General features: G+C 45.9%; 17 protein-coding genes, 2 tRNA genes, 1 rRNA gene and 1 riboswitch. Of the genes, 14 read left to right on the top strand and 6 right to left on the bottom strand.

Features of this window, described 5'->3' with window-relative positions:
• The first annotated feature begins 2 nt into the window (after window positions 1–2).
• The 11 genes from rrf (at window position 3) to thiH (ending at window position 9139) form a co-directional block, all read left to right on the top strand.
• Window positions 3–119, top strand: a 5S ribosomal RNA gene (gene rrf / locus F7Y48_RS22520).
• Window positions 120–165: 46 nt separating this feature from the next.
• Window positions 166–242 (top strand) — tRNA-Asp (locus F7Y48_RS22515).
• 61 nt (window positions 243–303) lie between these two features.
• Window positions 304–380: transfer RNA gene (locus tag F7Y48_RS22510), tRNA-Trp, on the top strand.
• A 219-nt stretch (window positions 381–599) separates the two neighbouring features.
• On the top strand, window positions 600–1979 hold the full coding sequence (locus F7Y48_RS22505; RefSeq protein ID WP_258508302.1) for a multicopper oxidase family protein: 1380 nt from the start codon (window positions 600–602) through the stop codon (window positions 1977–1979).
• A 124-nt stretch (window positions 1980–2103) separates the two neighbouring features.
• Complete coding sequence (crcB, locus tag F7Y48_RS22500) at window positions 2104–2487, top strand: fluoride efflux transporter CrcB (protein WP_005397071.1); 384 nt, start codon at window positions 2104–2106, stop codon at window positions 2485–2487.
• A 60-nt stretch (window positions 2488–2547) separates the two neighbouring features.
• Window positions 2548–2646: riboswitch (TPP riboswitch) on the top strand.
• Window positions 2647–2810: 164 nt separating this feature from the next.
• A complete protein-coding gene (gene thiC, locus F7Y48_RS22495; protein WP_161444472.1) occupies window positions 2811–4751 on the top strand; it encodes a phosphomethylpyrimidine synthase ThiC in 1941 nt (646 codons plus the stop codon).
• Window positions 4751–6166: a thiamine phosphate synthase gene (locus F7Y48_RS22490; protein WP_258508303.1), complete on the top strand. Its 1416-nt coding sequence runs from the start codon at window positions 4751–4753 to the stop codon at window positions 6164–6166. The genes thiC and F7Y48_RS22490 overlap by 1 nt, the downstream gene beginning before the upstream one ends.
• Window positions 6153–6926 carry a thiazole biosynthesis adenylyltransferase ThiF gene (gene thiF / locus F7Y48_RS22485; RefSeq protein WP_150916008.1) on the top strand — a complete coding sequence of 258 codons (774 nt, stop codon included), beginning with the start codon at window positions 6153–6155 and terminating at the stop codon, window positions 6924–6926. Before F7Y48_RS22490 ends, thiF begins: the two co-directional genes overlap by 14 nt.
• A 38-nt stretch (window positions 6927–6964) precedes the next feature.
• Window positions 6965–7219, top strand: coding sequence for a sulfur carrier protein ThiS (thiS, locus tag F7Y48_RS22480; protein ID WP_258508310.1), 255 nt, complete (start codon window positions 6965–6967; stop codon window positions 7217–7219).
• Between the two features lie 5 nt (window positions 7220–7224).
• Window positions 7225–7992, top strand: coding sequence for a thiazole synthase (locus F7Y48_RS22475; protein ID WP_258508311.1), 768 nt, complete (start codon window positions 7225–7227; stop codon window positions 7990–7992).
• Between the two features lie 34 nt (window positions 7993–8026).
• Complete coding sequence (gene thiH, locus F7Y48_RS22470) at window positions 8027–9139, top strand: 2-iminoacetate synthase ThiH (protein ID WP_258508312.1); 1113 nt, start codon at window positions 8027–8029, stop codon at window positions 9137–9139.
• Window positions 9140–9252: 113 nt separating this feature from the next.
• Here thiH and F7Y48_RS22465 read toward each other — a convergent pair whose 3' ends face one another.
• Together F7Y48_RS22465 and F7Y48_RS22460 are read right to left on the bottom strand one after the other, a co-directional pair.
• On the bottom strand, window positions 9253–11043 hold the full coding sequence (locus tag F7Y48_RS22465) for an aminopeptidase P family protein (RefSeq protein ID WP_316685405.1): 1791 nt from the start codon (window positions 11041–11043) through the stop codon (window positions 9253–9255).
• Between the two features lie 202 nt (window positions 11044–11245).
• Window positions 11246–12187, bottom strand: coding sequence for a LysR family transcriptional regulator (locus F7Y48_RS22460; protein ID WP_005397044.1), 942 nt, complete (start codon window positions 12185–12187; stop codon window positions 11246–11248).
• A 140-nt stretch (window positions 12188–12327) separates the two neighbouring features.
• Between F7Y48_RS22460 and F7Y48_RS22455 the strand changes: the two genes are divergently transcribed.
• Complete coding sequence (locus tag F7Y48_RS22455) at window positions 12328–13488, top strand: multidrug effflux MFS transporter (protein ID WP_031780601.1); 1161 nt, start codon at window positions 12328–12330, stop codon at window positions 13486–13488.
• Between the two features lie 91 nt (window positions 13489–13579).
• Window positions 13580–13864, top strand: coding sequence for a hypothetical protein (locus F7Y48_RS22450; RefSeq protein WP_005397034.1), 285 nt, complete (start codon window positions 13580–13582; stop codon window positions 13862–13864).
• Window positions 13865–13891: 27 nt separating this feature from the next.
• Here F7Y48_RS22450 and F7Y48_RS22445 read toward each other — a convergent pair whose 3' ends face one another.
• From F7Y48_RS22445 to F7Y48_RS22430, 4 genes are all read right to left on the bottom strand, one after another.
• Entirely contained in the window at window positions 13892–14347 is a 456-nt protein-coding gene (locus F7Y48_RS22445) for a DoxX family protein (protein WP_012841278.1), read from the bottom strand.
• A 10-nt stretch (window positions 14348–14357) separates the two neighbouring features.
• Window positions 14358–15116, bottom strand: coding sequence for a DNA-binding domain-containing protein (locus F7Y48_RS22440; protein ID WP_316685404.1), 759 nt, complete (start codon window positions 15114–15116; stop codon window positions 14358–14360).
• On the bottom strand, window positions 15113–15982 hold the full coding sequence (locus F7Y48_RS22435) for a DUF692 domain-containing protein (protein ID WP_047010215.1): 870 nt from the start codon (window positions 15980–15982) through the stop codon (window positions 15113–15115). The genes F7Y48_RS22440 and F7Y48_RS22435 overlap by 4 nt, the downstream gene beginning before the upstream one ends.
• 82 nt (window positions 15983–16064) lie before the next feature.
• Window positions 16065–16325, bottom strand: a complete 261-nt coding sequence (locus F7Y48_RS22430) for a DUF2282 domain-containing protein (RefSeq protein ID WP_031780600.1) — start codon at window positions 16323–16325, stop codon at window positions 16065–16067.
• A 280-nt stretch (window positions 16326–16605) separates the two neighbouring features.
• On the opposite strand from F7Y48_RS22430, the gene uvrD reads away from it, so the two are divergent.
• Window positions 16606–18780 carry a DNA helicase II gene (gene uvrD / locus F7Y48_RS22425; RefSeq protein ID WP_005397027.1) on the top strand — a complete coding sequence of 725 codons (2175 nt, stop codon included), beginning with the start codon at window positions 16606–16608 and terminating at the stop codon, window positions 18778–18780.
• The last annotated feature ends 622 nt before the right edge of the window (window positions 18781–19402 follow it).

Here is a 19402-nt window from a genome sequence, read left to right as displayed (position 1 = left end):
TGCTTGGCGACCATAGCGTTTTGGACCCACCTGACTTCCATGCCGAACTCAGAAGTGAAACGAAATAGCGCCGATGGTAGTGTGGGGCTTCCCCATGTGAGAGTAGGACATCGCCAGGCTTTAAATTATGGACACTTGCTGATTACAAGCGGGTGATACCACTGCGGAGTGGTAGTTCAGTTGGTTAGAATACCGGCCTGTCACGCCGGGGGTCGCGGGTTCGAGTCCCGTCCACTCCGCCACTTAATATCGACAACCTCGCCCATGCGAGGTTTTGTCAAATCTAGAATATAAGAATTCTACAGGGGTGTAGCTCCAATTGGCAGAGCAGCGGATTCCAAATCCGCGTGTTGGGAGTTCGAATCTCTCCACCCCTGCCATATATCGAGGCTCTGACTTAGGTCAGAGCCTTTTTTGTATCTGCTTGCATCCCACCTATATGCCTTTCTGCTGCCTGCTGCTCTTTGTAAGTATTTATTAACTCACCAACCTATTAGACTAGTCGTTATAACCAAGTGCTCCGAAATGTTAGCAATAAATGAGAATCATTATTTATATTTAGTTACACTCAACCGATCTGGATTAATGGGTAACTATGTATGGATATATCTCGTCGACGCTTCCTTCAATCATCCTTAGCGATCTCCGCGCTTACTGTTCTACCTGCATGTTCTCTATCTCGGAGTACTAATAAGGGGCAACATATATACGATATCACTGCAGAGCCTTCTACTGCAGAATTGGTCCCAGGGTTTAACACAGACGTACTCGCGTTTAATGGTTCGATTCCAGCGCCTACGATTCGCTGTCGCCAAGGTGAGAAAGTTATTATCCGATTTACCAACAAGCTTTCAGAGCCAACTACAATTCACTGGCATGGCCTGCGAATCCCCATTGAAATGGATGGTGTACCTTTCTTAAGTCAGCCGCCTATCATGCCGGGTGAAACATTCGTTTATGAATTTACACCGCCAGATGCAGGTACGTTTTGGTATCACCCACACATGAACAGCGTTAAGCAGCTTGGTATGGGGTTGGTTGGGCTAATAATTGTTGAAGAGGCTGAGCCTGTTCAGTTTGATGAAGAGCATGAAGTCGTCCTCAAGCATTGGCATTTAGACAAGCAAGGACAGTGGAAGAATCTAATGGTGCCGCGCTTGAGTGCACGTATGGGAACGCCAGGAGAGTGGAGTAGCGTCAATGGTATTCATGAGCCTGTTTATACGCTGAAGCAGAACGCGACTACGCGATTAAGAATTGTTAATGTCGATAACACCATTACCTATCCGATCGCGATTGAAGGCACAGAGGCTTGGGTTATTGCTATCGATGGCAATCCAGTTAAAACGCCTTATAGGCTCACTCAACACAAAATTGGTCCGGGAATGAGATTGGATATCGGATTGATTGCTCCGAAGGCTGGAAAACGTGTTTATGTGCGTCAAATGAAAGGACGCTTCCCATTCCCTTTGTGCGAGTTTGACGTTGTTGAGTCTGACCTGCCGAACAACCAGAAACTGCCTTTATTACCTCTCAACCCTGTGCCAGCTCTCGATTTGAAAAATGCAGAGCAAATCGATTATGTGTTTGAGTGGGAGGGCGCGATCACTCCTGCTGATAAATCGGGCAAAGCGATACCTAAATTCTGGCTGATGAACAAACGGGCTTGGGAGGGAATGAGCATAGATAATATCCCTGCGCCACTTTCAACATTGGAGCTTGGAAAAACCTATATCTTCAATTTGAAGAACGTTACTCAATATCATCATCCTATTCATCTTCATGGGCATACATTTACTGTTCTTGAGTTAGATGGCAAGAAACTTGACGAACCGTTCCATACCGATACGGTTTTACTTGGAAAAAATGGCAGTGCCAAAGCTGCCTTTGTTGCTAACAACCCTGGACGTTGGATGTATCACTGCCATGTTATTGAGCATATGAAAACCGGTTTGATGGGGTATATTGAAGTAAAGTGACTCCTGTAACTTTTTTAATCTCAGCGTGTTTTAAATGCAATACGTTGTCGAATTCTAAAATTTCACCATCAATATCGCTTTAGTTTTGGTTACAATATCGTCATCAATAGTGTTGGGGGGAATTATGGGGCAGTTTTCCATTCTTGGTTTTATTGCGCTAGGTGGTGCTTTTGGTGCGTGTTCTCGTTACTTGATATCTGAACTGTGTGTCATTTTATTGGGGCGTGGTTTTCCATACGGTACGTTAACCGTTAATGTGGTTGGTTCATTTATAATGGGCTTGTTGATTGCTGCGTTCGACAATGAACTGTTGGCAACAGAACCTTGGCGACAAGTGATTGGTTTGGGATTTTTAGGGGCACTGACGACGTTTTCCACCTTTTCTATGGATAATGTTTTACTTATGCAGCAAGGTGCATTTTTTAAGATGGGGTTAAATATTTTATTAAATGTGGTGCTGAGCATCTCTGCTGCGTGGATCGGTTTCCAATTATTGATGCGCAGCTAGCAAAGTAGTTAAAAATTAAACAGGTCGGCTTGGTTTAACCAGGCCGTTTTTATATACTGATATCACTTGTCGGAGTGCCATAAGGCTGAGACCGTTAATTCGGGATCCGTTGAACCTGATCAGATTAGAATCTGCGAAGGGAACAAGAGAAGATATTTATACCGGAGTTCTTTCTGGTTGACCTATCAAATAGTCGAATGTTGTTATAGGCAAATTACTTAAGCTTTATTTAGCCTTAATTTGACTCCTCTTGTCGCATCTATCCGCCAAGCATTTTTATCCAATTACTTTTTATCTAGTATAACAAAGCAAGGAAAAATGCTATGTCGAGTCGCAAACAAGCGAGACTGGAAGCAAAACAGTTTATTGAAACACTCTCGGTACAGCCGTACCCAAATTCCACAAAAGTATATGTAGAAGGTTCACGTCCAGATGTTCGTGTACCTATGCGTGAAATAGCGCTAGCAGATAGTCTGATTGGTGGCACAAAAGAAGCGCCTATTTTCGAGCCGAATGAAGCCGTCCGAGTCTACGATACGTCAGGTGTTTATACTGATCCGAACTACGATATTGACCTTTATAGCGGCTTACCAAAGCTAAGAGAAAGCTGGATTGAAGAGCGTGGTGATACAGAGTTACTTGATGAAGTAAGCTCGGTATACACTAAAGAACGTTTAGAGGATGAGACGTTAGACGACCTGCGTTACGGTAACCTGCCACGTATTCGACGCGCTAAGGATGGGCAGTGCGTCACCCAGCTGCACTATGCTCGCAAAGGCATTATTACCCCAGAAATGGAATTCATCGCGCTGCGTGAAAACATGGGTCGTGCCAAGTACCGTGATGATGTGCTGAATCAACAGCATCCTGGTCAAAGCTTTGGAGCGAATCTTCCAAAAGACATTACCGCCGAGTTTGTTCGCAAAGAAGTTGCCGAAGGTCGCGCGATTATCCCTTCTAATATCAACCACCCAGAATCCGAACCAATGATCATTGGACGTAACTTTTTGGTCAAAGTGAACGCTAATATCGGTAACTCATCGGTGACGTCTTCGATTGAGGAAGAGGTTGAGAAGCTAGTGTGGGCGACACGCTGGGGTGGCGATACTGTTATGGATCTCTCCACAGGTCGCAATATTCATGAAACTCGAGAATGGATTCTGCGTAACAGCCCGGTTCCGATCGGTACCGTACCTATGTACCAGGCGCTTGAGAAAGTGAATGGTGTTGCGGAAAACCTTAACTGGGAAGTGATGCGTGATACTCTGATTGAGCAAGCAGAGCAGGGCGTTGATTACTTCACTATCCATGCCGGTTTACTACTTCGCTATGTGCCAATGACTGCAAAGCGTGTTACTGGCATCGTCTCTCGTGGTGGTTCTATCATCGCGAAATGGTGTTTAGCGCATCACCAAGAAAGCTTCTTATACACCCACTTCCGAGAGATCTGTGAAATCTGTGCCAAGTATGATGTGGCACTTTCTCTCGGTGATGGTCTGCGCCCTGGTTCGGTTGCCGATGCTAATGACGAAGCGCAATTTGCGGAGCTTCGTACTCTTGGTGAGTTGACTAAGGTTGCGTGGGAATACGACGTACAGGTCATTATCGAAGGTCCTGGCCATGTTCCAATGCACATGATCAAAGAGAACATGGAAGAGCAGCTAGAGCACTGCCATGAAGCTCCGTTCTACACCCTTGGTCCACTGACGACAGACGTCGCTCCTGGTTACGACCATATTACGTCAGGTATTGGCGCTGCCATGATTGGCTGGTATGGCTGTGCGATGCTTTGTTACGTAACACCTAAAGAGCATCTTGGCTTACCAAACAAAGAAGACGTGAAGGTAGGCATGATCACTTACAAGCTTGCTGCGCACGCCGCTGATTTAGCTAAAGGGCACCCTGGCGCACAAGTTCGTGATAACGCGCTTTCTAAAGCACGTTTTGAATTCCGCTGGGAAGACCAATTCAACTTGTCACTCGACCCAGAAACCGCGCGCGCTTTCCATGACGAAACTTTACCTCAAGAGTCCGGCAAAGTTGCTCACTTCTGTTCGATGTGCGGACCAAAGTTCTGCTCGATGAAGATTTCGCAAGAGGTACGAGAGTACGCGAAAGACACTGAGCAAGTTGCTGCGGACCAAGCTATCTCTATCAAAATGCTTGATGATCCTCTTGAGGGGATGCGTCAGAAATCTCAAGAATTTAGAGACACAGGTTCTGAGTTATACCACCCAGCAGCACATGCCGAGGTAAGTGACTAATGAGCAAAATCCTTATTCCGTCATCATTGATTGAGCTAACAGGTTTAGTTCAACAATGTTTGTTGTTGGCGAGAGAACAGGGTTTTAGCATCGAAGACATTGAGTTGGGTGTGAGCCCAACTCAATCTATTCAGCTTGTTCGCGACCAACAGACCACACGCATAACGACAGATCTTATTGATGGTTATGACTCTGAGAATGAGAGTTCATTTGTGCTCTATTACCGTTCTGCTTTGTCGGTAGAAGCGTGTGCTAAGCAACCGTCGAAAGCGATTTATATTGGTATTGCTGATACTCAGGTATCCGATGAAAAGGAGAAAATGCTTCAGCTTGATATCTGGCGTCACCCAATTAACAACGAAGTGAGAGCGCTTTCCGTTAAGTCCAAATTCAACGCAATGTTCGATCCTGAACATCACCTTGCTTGGATAGTAACGCTGACAGTACTCGATTTTCCTATCGAAGATGCGTTAACACTTGCTCGAGGAATGCTAACTCAACAAGCGAATGTTTCACGTGAAACACTGTTGAATGACAACCTTGATGAGGGACGATCTACTCAGTGGGCTGACCAATTTGATGATTTCCCCACACCTGTACTGGAGGATAACCGACTAGGTATTCAAGTTGGTTGGTCTGCACAAGGTGAGAGCGTTAGCTTTCCAACTCTAACTAAGCAAAGTCTAGGGCTCTATCCAGTCGTTGATGATGTTGCTTGGATTGAGCGTTTACTGCCTTTAGGCATCAACACTATTCAACTGCGAATAAAGAACCCACAACAAGCCGATTTAGAACAACAGATCATTCGAGCAATTGAGCTAGGTCGTCAGTATCAAGCTCAAGTGTTCATCAATGACTATTGGCAGTTGGCAATCAAGCATGGCGCTTATGGCGTTCACCTAGGACAAGAAGACATAGAAGAATCGAATTTGGCTCAGATAACTAAAGCCGGTATTCGTCTTGGTCTTTCTACGCATGGTTATTACGAACTACTGCGCATCGTACAAATTCATCCTAGCTACATCGCACTAGGGCATATTTTCCCAACCACCACAAAACAGATGCCATCGAAACCACAAGGTTTGGTGCGCTTGGCTTTGTATCAAAAGCTGATTGATAGCATTCCTTATACAAATACAGAGGCTGCTTTCAGACCTTCAAAAGACAAAGAAGTAAGTGACTATGTGCTTGGCTTTCCGACGGTTGCGATTGGTGGTATCGACCAATCTAATGCTGACCAAGTTTGGCTAACAGGTGTTTCTAGTTTGGCAGTTGTGCGAGCTATTACGTTGGCAGAATCACCTCAGTCCGTCATCGAGTTCTTTGCACAACTGATGAAAGAAAGACAGCTAACGTTTACTGATCAGAATAGTGAATTAGCGGATACCAAGAGAGGCGAGCATGCTCACGGATAAGCAGTTCCTTCGCTATCAACGCCAAGTCGCTTTGCCTGAAATTGCTGAAGGTGGGCAAGAGCGTTTGAGTAAATCGCACGTGCTGATCATCGGCTGTGGTGGGTTAGGAAGCGCAGCGAGTTTGTACTTGGCATCAGCGGGTGTTGGTAAATTGGTTGTGGTTGATGATGATGAAGTTGATAGCAGTAACCTACAACGTCAGATCATTTATCGTGAACAAGACCTCCAAGTTGCGAAAACAGAAGCGACTGTAAAGCAACTCAATGAACTTAATTCTATGGTTCAAGTTCGTGCTCTCAATAAACGATTAGACAAAGCACAGCTGCAGCTTGAGGTGATGCTAGCGGATGTGGTGTTGGACTGCACCGATAACATGCCAACACGCCAGTTAATTAACCAAGTTTGTTTCGAGCAAAATACACCCCTCATCTCAGCGGCGGCAATTGGTTGGCAAGGGCAATTTGCTGTTTTTGATTACCAAACACCGAGTGAACAAGAAGCAGAGAGTAAAGCCTGTTACCGCTGTTTGTATCCGTTTGACGAATTACCACAAACGCAAAAGTGCAGTGACAGCGGTGTCGTTGGTCCGGTGGTGGGCACACTTGGCAACTACCAAGCGATAGCAGCAATTCAAAAACTGGCGACGGGAAAGTTTCATGTTGAGACTGCTAAGTTACATCTGTTTGATGGATTGAAAATGCAATGGCAAACCATGGCGATAAGCAAAGACAAACAGTGCCAAGTGTGTGCTCAGATTTAGCTTACGAGTAATGGGCAGAATTAAGAGAGTTGGAAGCAATGACGTTATCAGAACAACAAACAACACAAATGACCGCTGCTGACCTAGATGTGATCACTATTGTCATCAATGACCAGTCACATCAAGTTGCCAGTGAGTCGAATCTACAGCAAATCATTAGTCAATTTGCGTTGCCTGAAATGGGCTGTGGTTTTGCAATTAATAACAATGTTGTGCCGCGCAGTGAGTGGGCTAGCACAGTTCTTTCACAGGGAGATAGCATCTCTTTGTTTCAAGCGATCGCAGGGGGTTAAAGTCGATGCTTAAAATTGGAGATAAACAATTCGAATCTAGACTGTTCACGGGAACAGGGAAGTTTGCCAACAGCCGATTAATGGCAGAAGCGATTCAAGTGTCGGGATCTCAACTTGCGACCATGGCGTTGAAGCGTGTGGATGTGAACGACCAACAAGACGATATTTTGCTGCCGTTAGTAGAAGCGGGGGTGAACTTATTGCCGAACACCTCAGGTGCAAAGAATGCTAAAGATGCTGTGTTTGCAGCACAATTGGCGCGAGAAGCGTTAGGTACAAACTGGCTAAAACTGGAAATTCATCCAGACCCGAAGTACTTGATGCCCGACCCCATTGAGACACTTGCAGCCGCTGAACAGCTGGTTCGTGAAGGCTTCATTGTCCTTCCTTACTGTCATGCTGACCCGGTTCTGTGTAAACGATTGGAAGAGGTTGGCTGCGCTGCTGTCATGCCATTAGGTGCGCCGATTGGTTCCAACAAAGGGATAGTTTCTCACGATTTCCTAGAGATCATTATCGACCAAGCTAATGTTCCTGTCATTGTTGATGCGGGTATTGGTGCTCCTTCACATGCCGCGCGTGCGATGGAAATGGGCGCGGATGCCGTGCTCGTTAATACTGCGATTGCAGCTTCGAGCGATCCCGTTGCGATGGCGAAGGCATTTAAGTTGGCGGTAGAGTCGGGGCGTATGGCTTATGAAGCCGGACTTGCTGGTAAGGTTTCTCATGCGGTTGCGTCGAGTCCACTGACGTCATTCCTAGATGAGCTTTAGCCCTAGATTGGTTTAGCTATTAAGCGAGGAAAACATGAGCTTCGTTGAGCAATTTAAGCAGCTTAATTGGGATGACATTTCGATGTCGATCTATGCGAAAACAGCACAAGATGTTGAGCGAGCATTGAGTAAATCCAAGCGTGATTTGGAAGATTTTAAGGCGCTAATTTCACCGGCGGCAGAAGCGTACTTAGAGCAAATGGCACAGTTGTCATACTCGGCAACTCGCAAGCGTTTTGGTAATACCATGTCGCTTTATATTCCATTGTACCTTTCTAATTTGTGCGCCAATGCTTGTACTTATTGTGGCTTCTCAATGGAGAATAGAATCAAGCGTCGTACCTTGAATAGGGACGAAGTGGCTGCAGAAGTTGAAGCCATTAAACGCATGAAGTTCGATAGCGTATTGCTGGTGACTGGTGAACACGAAACCAAAGTGGGCATGAAATACTTTCGCGAAATGGTGCCGATGATTAAGCAACGCTTTAATTATTTGGCGATGGAAGTGCAGCCGCTAGATCAAGACGAATACGCAGAGCTCAAGACATTGGGTTTGGATGCGGTGATGGTTTATCAAGAAACGTATCATCCTTCGACTTATGCTGAGCACCATTTACGTGGCAATAAGATGGATTTCGAATACCGATTGGATACACCCGACCGCCTCGCAAAAGCGGGCATTGATAAGATCGGTATTGGCGCTTTGATAGGATTGGAAGAGTGGCGTACAGATTGTTTTTATGTGGCAGCGCACTTGGACTATCTTGAGCGCACGTATTGGCAGACTCGTTACTCAATTTCTTTCCCACGTTTGCGTCCTTGTGAGGGCGCGCTCCAACCCAAATCAGTAATGACGGATAAGCAGCTTGTTCAGTTGATTTGCGCTTATCGTTTGTTGAATCCAGAAGTGGAGTTGTCATTATCGACTCGTGAGTCACCGAAGTTTAGAGACAACGCATTGGCTTTAGGTATTACCAGTATATCTGCAGCATCGAAAACTCAGCCGGGTGGTTATGCGATGGATGATGTTGAGCTCGAGCAGTTTGAGATCAGTGATGAGCGAAGTGCTAGTTCTGTGGAAGATATGATTAGAGCCAAAGGCTTTGACCCTGTATGGCGAGATTGGCACTCGGCGTATTCTGGATAAGCAACAAATAAAGCCACTGATCATCGCTATGTTTCACGTGAAACATAGGAAAAGAAAGAGGGTTGATGCAAAACATCAACCCTCTATTTTTTCTAGCTTCTAGCTTCTAGCTTCTAGCTGTGTGCTACAGGTAGCGTTGCCTGACGAAGCCACTCTTTAACATCACCTTCGACTAGCGGGCTGATCTCATCCCATACTTTCTGGTGGTAATCATTCAGCCAAGCAAGTTCTGGACGAGTTAGCATATCAACGTTGATGTTGCGTTTGTCTATTGGGCAGCGTGTTAGCGACTCAAATGACAGGACAGGGAAGTCACCGTTAGTCGGTGTTTCAACAACAAGCTCTAGGTTCTCAATACGGATACCAAACGCATCTGCACGGTAGTAACCTGGCTCGTTTGATAGCACCATACCTTCTAATAGAGGCACATCAATTTGCTTCTTCGAAATGCTTGCTGGGCCTTCATGCACACTTAGGAAGTGACCAACACCGTGACCAGTACCGTGATCGTAATCGTAACCTTCCGCCCATAGGTGCTGACGAGCTAGAGTATCGATTTGGTAACCACGTGTGCCTTTCGGGAAACGTGCACGAGCAACACCGATGTGGCCTTTTAGCGCGAGAGTGAATTGTTTAATCATCTCTTGTGAAGGCTGACCGATCGCAATTGTACGCGTGATGTCGGTAGTGCCATCGAGGTACTGACCGCCTGAGTCCACAAGGTAAAGTGTGTTCAGCTCTAGCTTGCCAGGTTCAGGTTGGTTCTCGTGATTGTAGTGACACATGGCCGCGTTGCCGCCTGCCGCTGAAATGGTATCGAAGCTGAGATCCATTAGCGTAGGGTCTTCGCTACGAAATGCTTCCAGTTTGTCTGCTAATGTCGCTTCGTCATGCAGGTTACCAGCAGCAACTTCCGCATCTAACCAACATAGGAACTTGCTCATTGCCACGCCATCACGGATATGACACGCCTTCATGCCTGCGATTTCAACCGCGTTCTTCGCCGCTTTTGGCATCAGACATGGGTCTGCTGCTGCAATCACGGACGCACCAGAGTTTTGTAGTACTAGCTTAAACCAAGCGTTACTGATTGCAGGGTCAACTAATACCTTTTTACCTGTCATGGCTTCAAGGCGAGATTGAAGTGCTTCTGGGTGGTGAACGGTCACACCGGTGCCTACGTGAGCGTCAAAATCAGCAGGTAAACGAGCAGAATCGAGGAAGTATTCCACGCTTGAATCTGAGTGCAGAATCGCGTGAGAAAGCAGAACTGGTAGGCGTGATACATCTAAACCACGTACATTCAGCAGCCAACAAATAGAATCTAGTGCTGTGATCACAGCGCTATCTGCACCCGCTTTTTTTACCAGTTGGGCGATCTCTTGACGCTTACTCTCACTTGATTGACCGACGGCTTCTGTTGGCATTAGGCGAACATCAGAGACAACAGGCGCTGGGCGGTCATGCCACAACTCATCAATTGGGTTATTGGTCAGAATATTTAGCTCAAGCTTTCCAGCCAGTTTAGCTTGTGCCATGTCTAGCCAAGCTGAGCTGTGCATACGAGGATCGATTGCGACAGATGCGTTTGTTGGCAGGTTGTCTAGAACCCAATCTAAAGCTGGTTCTTCAATAAGGTGACGATATTCAAATAGGTCACCAGGGACTTGTTTGGTGACTTGAACGGTATAGCGGCCATCAACAAAGATAGCGGCTTTGTCTTTGGTGATTACCGCAGCACCAGCAGAACCAGTAAAGCCTGTTAACCAATGTAAGCGCTCGTTGTGCGCTGGGACGTATTCGCCCAAATACTCGTCCTCGTGCGGAACCAGTAGGGCATCAATATTATGTTGTACAAGCCATTCGCGAATCGCATTCACGCGGCTGAGAGTTTCGTTGTGCATCTGTTTTATTCCTTCAAATTACCGCTCCTTCATGCTCAGGTGTGGGAGCTGTTTCCTTCTGCTTCATGCAGTTTATGATCAACGCAAGTTTGCAATGACTTAGGTTGAGTCGGAGTACAACTAGGCCATAGATGAGCCAAAAAGGACTACGATAGTTAAGCTACTCATTTTACCCGCTAAGCGCAAATTGAGAGCGGTATTTTTATCTAAGGTGATCGGTTTTTTGTGTGATCATCGCACGTAGCCAACCCAATGCAGGGTCGTTTTCTCTGTCTCGGTGCCAGAATAAAGTGTAAGCCATAGGGGGGAATTCTAGCGGGAGTGGTAGTACGACTAAATCAAGCTGTTTAGCAGCGAGCTGCACAAAATGGCTTGGGGCGGTAAAAATAAAGTCAGTGTAGGAACATAAACTTGCGGCACTATTAAAGTCGGGAACGGTGACGGCAATATCGCGGTCGGCTCCAATATCGGCAAGGCGATAATCTAACAGCCAACGGTCGTTGCCGTCACAACGCACTTGTACGTGACGCAGGGCGAGATACGCTTCGAGGTTCCAAGGCTGTTTTAATGCTGGGTGATTTTTGCGAATAATACACATCTGGTGATCTCGATAAATTTCCAGTTCGCATATGTCATCGGGTGGCAGCAGAGTCAGCTTGGCATCATTAATATCGATATCTTTTCCAGTTAAGCCTAAGTCTAGCTCTCCACGTTGCAGCATTTTAAAAGTATTATCGGACCAAGGGTGAGTGCTGATCGTCACCCCAGGGGCTTGCTGAAAAATCGCCGGTAAGAAATGAGGCAGAATCAGAGGGTAAACACTTTCAACCGCTGCTATTTGAAAACGGTATTCGCTGCTTTGTGGAGAGAACTCTTCTGGTTGAGTCAGTACTTCTAACTGATTTATCAACAGATCCAGTTTCGGTTTAAGAAACAATGCGCGCGGCGTTGGTGTTAATCCATGTGAGTTTCGGGTGAAAAGCGGGTCATCAAATTGGATGCGCAGTTTAGCCAGTGATTTGCTCACGGCGGATTGACTTAAGCACAATCGATGAGCCGCGCGAGTGACGTTTAACTCTTCTATCAAAACTTTAAAACAGACCAATAGATTTAAATCGATACGAGCCAGTTTTTCGACGTTCACGGTGAATTTCCTCTAAGGAATAATGCTCATGATTATACATCATTTCCATTCATATCATCAGATGATTAAGCTCTATCCAAAGTTCTTTATCCAATTCGGAGTGTTGTGTGCCTAGCCAGTTTTCTAATAGTAAAAAACAGATGGCGTTATTGACCCTTTTGGTTCTTTTCAGTCCTCTTGCGATTGATATTTATCTACCTGCTTTACCTCTTATTGCTTCCACTTTTCAGGTCGATAATGCGCTAGCACAAGACACGATCACTTGGTTCTTATTTGCGATGGGTGTCGGGCAACTATTTGCTGGCCCTTTGGCAGATAAACTCGGACGTCGAACTGTTGCATTGGGTGGTATCACTATCTATGCGATGAGCGCTTTATTGGCGTGGAGTGCTCAAAATATTGAATGGATGTTGGTTTCCCGACTGCTACAAGGCTTAGGTGCTTGTGCGACATCGGTAGCAGCCTTTGCAACAGTTCGCGATATCTTTGGCCCGGAAAAAAGCGGCAAAATGATCAGCTACCTTAACGGTGCGATTTGTTTCATTCCGGCTTTAGCTCCAATTCTAGGTAGCTGGTTAACTCAGCAATTTGACTGGCGTGCTAACTTTAGCTTTATGGCTGGCTTTGCCGTTGTGTCCGGTTCATTGATGTTTTTCATGATGAAAGAGACCAACCCATCAACGGAAAAGCAAGCCGTGTTTAAGCTCAGCCGTTATTGGGCAGTGCTTAGTACGCCATCTTTTGTCTTCCATGCTTCACTGTGTTTAATGGCAATGGCGGTTATTCTCGCGTATGTCACCTCGGCGCCATCGGTATTGATGACAGGGATGGGGTTGTCGATGAATGAGTTCACCTTCTGGTTTGGTGTAAATGCAGTGATCAATATTGCGGCTTGTATGCTTGCACCTAAGTTTATGGAGCGCGTTGGCACGCACAACACCTTAGTTACGGGGATCTCGACTCTGGGCCTCGCAGGTGTGATCATGCTAGTGATGAATGGTCAGAATACCGCGCTTTCTTTTATGCTACCTATTTTCATGTCGTCAGTGGGTTTTGCATTCATTCTGGGTGCAGCGGCAGGGAAAGCATTGGAACCGTTTGGTGACAAAGCGGGTACGGCTGCGGCACTGCTTGGGTTGTTCCAAATGAGTGGCTCTGGTTTGTTGGTTGGTACGTTGCAGCGTTTATCTTTGGAACCTCAAACACTGATCGCAATTCATATGTGGGTTCTATTGCCTGCGTTAGTGGTTCTGTTTACAAAAGCAGGTAAGAACTGGCATTCAAGCTTTGCGAAAGCGTAAAACAGTGTAATTTAGTATTTTCCAATGTAAGTAAGGCGTGTATATTTGTCGTTCAGACTTTTCCTGACACCATAACGGAACTCAAAAAGTAATGTCGTTAACCACGTATGAAATGGCTCGTATTCTAGAGCAAATGGAAGATTCACCAGAAAAGGTGATGTTTGGCAAGTTGCTTAATGAGCTGGGTAATCAAAGCTCCGAGCGTATTCGTAGTGCGGCTAAACAAGTACCTCTGCCAATTTTGCGTGATATCGTGTACCAATTCCAGCAAGTGATTGAGTCGCGCAAAGGCGAACAAGTTGAGCTGTTGGCAAAAGATCTTGCTCAACAGGGCATCTCAGCTGATGAGCTTCTTGCTTACTTAAATAAACAATAAAAAGTCCCCGCCACTGCGGGGATTTTTTTATCGCGTCAGCTTGTTCTTTATAACATGGTCAATAGAGATAACTCCCGGTCCCCATACGATGACCACTAAAATCATGAATCCCCACAATTGATGGTCATAGAACCCTTTTTCCCACAATACCGGGTAAGAGATGACCGCGATGATATTGAACACAAACAGAATCGCAGCCATCGGGCGGGTAATTAATCCCAACGCTAAAAATACTGGCAGAATTAACTCGGCAGCCGTTCCCATGTAGGCCGCTAACTCCCAAGGCAAAAGTGGCACTTGGTATTCCAATTCGAATAGATACAGCGTGCTATCCCAAGAAGAAACTTTGATTAACCCTGAATTGAAGAACACCCATGCAACCCACAAGCGACAAAAGAGAAGTAGTAAAGGGACAAAGCCAGCTTGTAAGGTATTGATCAAGTCGTCGTACCGATTGACTAAGTTTTTAACCGTATTCGTCATAGAGTGCTCCTTAGATTGATTTCAATGTAAAGCCGTCAACGAGATCGAGTGCCATGATGCTATTAAGGTGAACGAGCAAAGCTTCGGGTATTTCGCTCAAACTCTGCTTCTGCTCTAAACATTGCAGCAGTTGAAAAACATCGGTATCGAGTGCATGACATTGAGCTTCTCCATTGGCTTGAATCGAGATGACACCTCGCTGTAATTGATTGATATTGAGCTGTTCAAAATCTTGGTGTTGAATCGCATGAAAGAGATCAAATACGGCGTAGTTGGAGTCAAAGCTGCGGCTGCCAGTGAGCAAATGAAACACCAATTGAGGTTGTTGTTCTTCCGTCACTTGGGTAAGTGCAGATAAAGGGATTCGATTTGGTTTTTCGACTTTCTCATTCTGTATTTGTCGAGCTAAGTCCATATGCCATTCAAATCTTGCGACTTCAGGTGCGTACGGAGCTTGGGTCATGACCTGACTAAACTGCATAATCGTATCTTGAAAGCCAGCACCATAATGTACGACATTACCTTCAGCTAAGGGGTGAGAAAGTACGTGTTGGCGAGCAATTTGATCGAAGCACTCTTTTCCAACTAAGGCTTCAACCATTGGGTAGGTCGCTGCCAATATCTCACTCAAGCTGATGATAAAGTTATTGCGGTAAATCTGTATGCGTTCATCTGCGGTAAACTTGTCACTCACAATGTCGCATTCTTCACCGAGCGCTTGATAATGTAGGGCTTTAGCAAATTGACTCTGCAAGGTCGCAAGATTCATGACGCTTTCCTTTTGCTCTTTTGGTCAATCAAATGGTTTTGCTGCAATAGTGAGGATGCTTTTTCTGCTTCGCCAAGGAGGATTTCTGGTGCAGGAATATCCAAATCCCATTCAATCAGCGTATGGCGAGGGCCGTGTTTTTGTGTCCAACTGACGAACAGTTGCCATACTTCATCACTGACGGGACGGCTATGGGTATCAATCCAAATCTCACCTTTATCCAACGGCTTAATAGTAAAACCTGCCAAATGAATCTCGTCGACTTTGTCGGCTGGAATCGCATCTAGGTATGTGTCGCAATCAAAACCGTGATTGAAGGCGGAAACATATACGTTATTTAAGTCGAGTAATAAACGACAGTCGGTGCGCTTTTGCACTTCGGTAAGAAAATCCCATTCGCTGATGGTTGAATGGTGAAACTTCACATAACTAGATGGGTTCTCAATTAAGATTTCACGTTGTAGGTATTCTTGCACTTCAAGCACGTTACGAGTGAATACTTGCAGCGCTTCTTCCGTGTAAGGCAAGGGAAGTAGATCATTGAAGTAGTGACCACCATTTTCACTCCAGCTTAAATGGTCAGAGACGAAGAGCGGGTCAATTGTATTTATCAATGCTTTTAGGTGTGCTAAATGTTTCGTATTCACACGCTCCACCGAGCCCAGTGACAAACCAATACCGTGGCAGCTGATGTGGTAGTGCTCGCGTAATGCTTGCAGTTGATGGTGCTCTACTGAGTTGGGCTGAAAGTAGTTCTCGCTGTGGATTTCTAACCACGACAGCTCAGGTTTGTGTTGGCTAAAATAATCGAGATGAGGGGAGCGTAATCCGACGCCAGCAAGAGGATGGAAAGAGTGATGTTTCACGTGAAACTCCTTTTCTGATTGGCGAGTAACTGGGGGCGTTGGTTAAAGTGCAACGCGCCCCACAGAAACTTGTGATGTTGAGTTATGAGCCGCTGGTGCTACCGCCAGCCAATTTGTCACACAATCCTTTAGGAACGACAACAAAAGCATCTTTTTGGTTGTCTTCTTTAGAGGTGCCCGCGCAAGAGCTGTTTTTCGTTGCGCAGTCATTTTTACCGGCTTTCGCCACGCCATAACACTTTTCTTTTTCTGCTGCGACAGCAGGGGCTGCGGTGAGCATGGTGCCACCAAGAGCAAGAAGGCCAGTAACAGCAGCAGTAACAGCAAGATTCGATTTTTTCATCATAATTTCCTCTGAGTGATTTCCTTTTACTTTCATTCGGCAAGTCGATTCGCCGTTTGGCGTACAACCTTTATCCACTTGCTTAAATTAAAAGATAGAGATGAGGCAGAAAAACTTTCATAAAAATAACTCTCGCGAATGGTTTTGGAATGATTACCTTCGTTAACTCTTTGAATGAAAGATTAAAAAAACAGCGAATTTTTTATCAAGTTTTGTCTAAACAGCACCCAGCTGTTTAGGTTATAATCGGTTTTTATGTATAAATAACCAGTAGCTCATCATGATGGATCCATCTCTATTACTCGACGGTCTAAACGATAAACAGCGTGAAGCCGTTGCAGCTCCTCTAGAAAACTTACTTGTCCTTGCTGGTGCAGGGAGTGGTAAGACTCGCGTTCTTGTTCACCGTATCGCTTGGCTTATGTCAGTCGAGCAAGCTTCTCCGTTCTCGATCATGTCGGTCACCTTCACTAATAAAGCGGCAGCAGAAATGCGTGGTCGTATTGAAGAGTTGATGATGGGCAGTGCATCTGGCATGTGGAATGGGACTTTCCACGGTATTTGTCACCGCATTTTGCGTGCACACTATCTTGATGCCAAGCTACCGGAAGATTTCCAAATCATAGACAGCGATGATCAGCAGCGCTTGTTAAAGCGTTTGATCAAAGCACAAAACTTGGATGAAAAGCAGTGGCCTGCACGCCAAGTTTCATGGTGGATTAATGGTAAGAAGGACGAAGGGTTACGCCCATCGCATATCGACGCTTATCACGATCCAGTGACCAAAACTTATTTGCAGCTGTATACCGCTTACCAAGAAGCGTGTGATCGTGCTGGCTTAGTGGACTTTGCAGAAATTTTGCTGCGCGCGCATGAGCTACTGCGTGACAACAAGTTTGTGCGTGAACACTACCAAGCACGCTTTAAGCATATCTTGGTTGACGAATTCCAAGACACCAACAACATTCAATACGCTTGGCTACGCATGATGGCTGGCCCAGATTGTCACGTGATGATTGTTGGTGACGACGACCAGTCAATTTATGGTTGGCGCGGTGCAAAAGTCGAGAACATTGAGAAGTTCACGCTGGAGTTTCCGAGCGTGAACACCATTCGTCTCGAACAAAACTATCGTTCGACCAAGACGATTCTTGAAGCGTCCAATACCTTGATTGCGAACAACACTGAACGCATGGGTAAAGAGCTGTGGACGGATGGCAATGTGGGAGAGCCGATCTCGGTTTACAGCGCTTATAACGAGCTTGACGAAGCGCGCTTTGCGGTCAATAAAATCAAAGAGTGGCAAGAGAATGGCGGCGCATTGAATGATGCTGCGATGCTGTATCGTAACAACGCGCAATCTCGTGTTTTGGAAGAAGCATTAATTCAGGCAGGCTTACCGTACCGTATTTACGGAGGCATGCGATTCTTCGAGCGTCAAGAAATCAGAGATGCGTTGAGCTACTTGCGTTTGATGGCGAATCGCAACGATGATGCCGCGTTTGAACGTGTCGTGAATACCCCAACACGTGGTCTGGGCGATAAGACGCTAGAGACTATCCGTCGTGCAGCTCGTGATAGAGGGTGCACTATGTGGGAAGCCAGTCTGGCAATGCTCGATGAGCAAGTATTAACGGGTCGAGCAGCTGGTGCGTTAAGTCGTTTTGTCGAATTAATCACCGCGTTGGAAGACGATACACTAGAAATGCCATTACATGAGCAAACGGACCACGTGATCAAGTACTCGGGTTTGTTTGCGATGTATGAGCAAGAGAAGGGCGAAAAGTCTAAAGCTCGCATAGAAAACTTGGAGGAGCTGGTTACCGCCACTCGCCAATTCGAAAAACCAGAAGAAGCGGAAGAAATGTCTCTGCTGACGGCATTTTTAACGCATGCGGCTCTGGAAGCGGGCGAAGGTCAGGCGGACGAATTTGAAGATGCAGTCCAACTGATGACGCTGCATAGTGCGAAAGGTTTGGAATTCCCATTGGTATTCATGGTCGGTGTGGAAGAAGGTATGTTCCCAAGCCAGATGTCCGCTGAAGAGGCTGGGCGTTTGGAAGAAGAGCGCCGTCTGTGTTATGTGGGTATGACGCGCGCGATGCAAAAGCTCTACATTACTTACGCGGAAATGCGTCGCCTATATGGCCAGGACAAATACCACAAACCATCGCGCTTTATTCGTGAATTACCAGAAACGTGTTTGGATGAAGTGCGCATGAAGGCGCAAGTGAGTCGCCCTTCAAGTAGTGGACGTTTTAGCCAAACCGCAGTAAAAGAAAACTTCAATGAGACTGGTTTTTCACTAGGTTCTCGTGTGATGCATCCGAAATTTGGTGAAGGAACGATCATCAACTTTGAGGGCAGTGGCCCACAAAGCCGAGTGCAGATTGCTTTCAATGGTGAAGGCATTAAATGGTTAGTCACCGCTTACGCGAGACTGGAGAAGCTGTAGGGCTTTGTGAAAAAATGAACATAAGAGCTGCTTCGGTGGCTCTTTCTGTTTTGGCTGTTTTGAATCAACAAAATGTTGAAAGATAGGGAACTAAATGACGCTATTCGAAAAGGAGTTTAGTCTAAATCGCTTATCTTTAGACAAAGAAAAACCCCGAGGGCTTACGCCCGTCGGGGTTATAGTCTTACTCGCAGCAATCCAGCTACTAAAAGTGCTCCATGCATCAAATCCTTGATAGCGTGCTGCATTCCTTCAGCTTAATCCTTTCATCGCCTTCCTAGCGGTGTCCTTGACCTTATCCTGGTCTGCTAACCATCCTCGTTAGCTCTCATCACTTGTTCCCTGAGCGGTGTCCATGACATCATCCTGATGTTCAGTCCTTTCCTCGTCCAGAGGTGTCCATTTTCCGTCCTTAGTAGCAACCGTCCTAGTTACTATTGATTCCGTTCAATGTCCAGTTTTGCAATCCATGCCCGACTATTCATCCTGAATACCCGTTTCTTCTTCCTGAAGTCCACCAAATCCGTGGTGTTTCCTGTTCCGTGTCAGCATCCTTCCGACAAGGTTCATATTACGCTCTTCACGATTCTCAACAATGGCCGAAGCCCACATTTTTCTCAAT

This window comes from Vibrio sp. 2-1-2a (genome assembly GCF_032648565.1).
Taxonomy (GTDB): domain Bacteria; phylum Pseudomonadota; class Gammaproteobacteria; order Enterobacterales; family Vibrionaceae; genus Vibrio; species Vibrio diabolicus.
The sequence above is the reverse complement of the archived record's forward strand: the minus strand, read 5'-3'. Positions and strand labels throughout refer to the sequence as shown.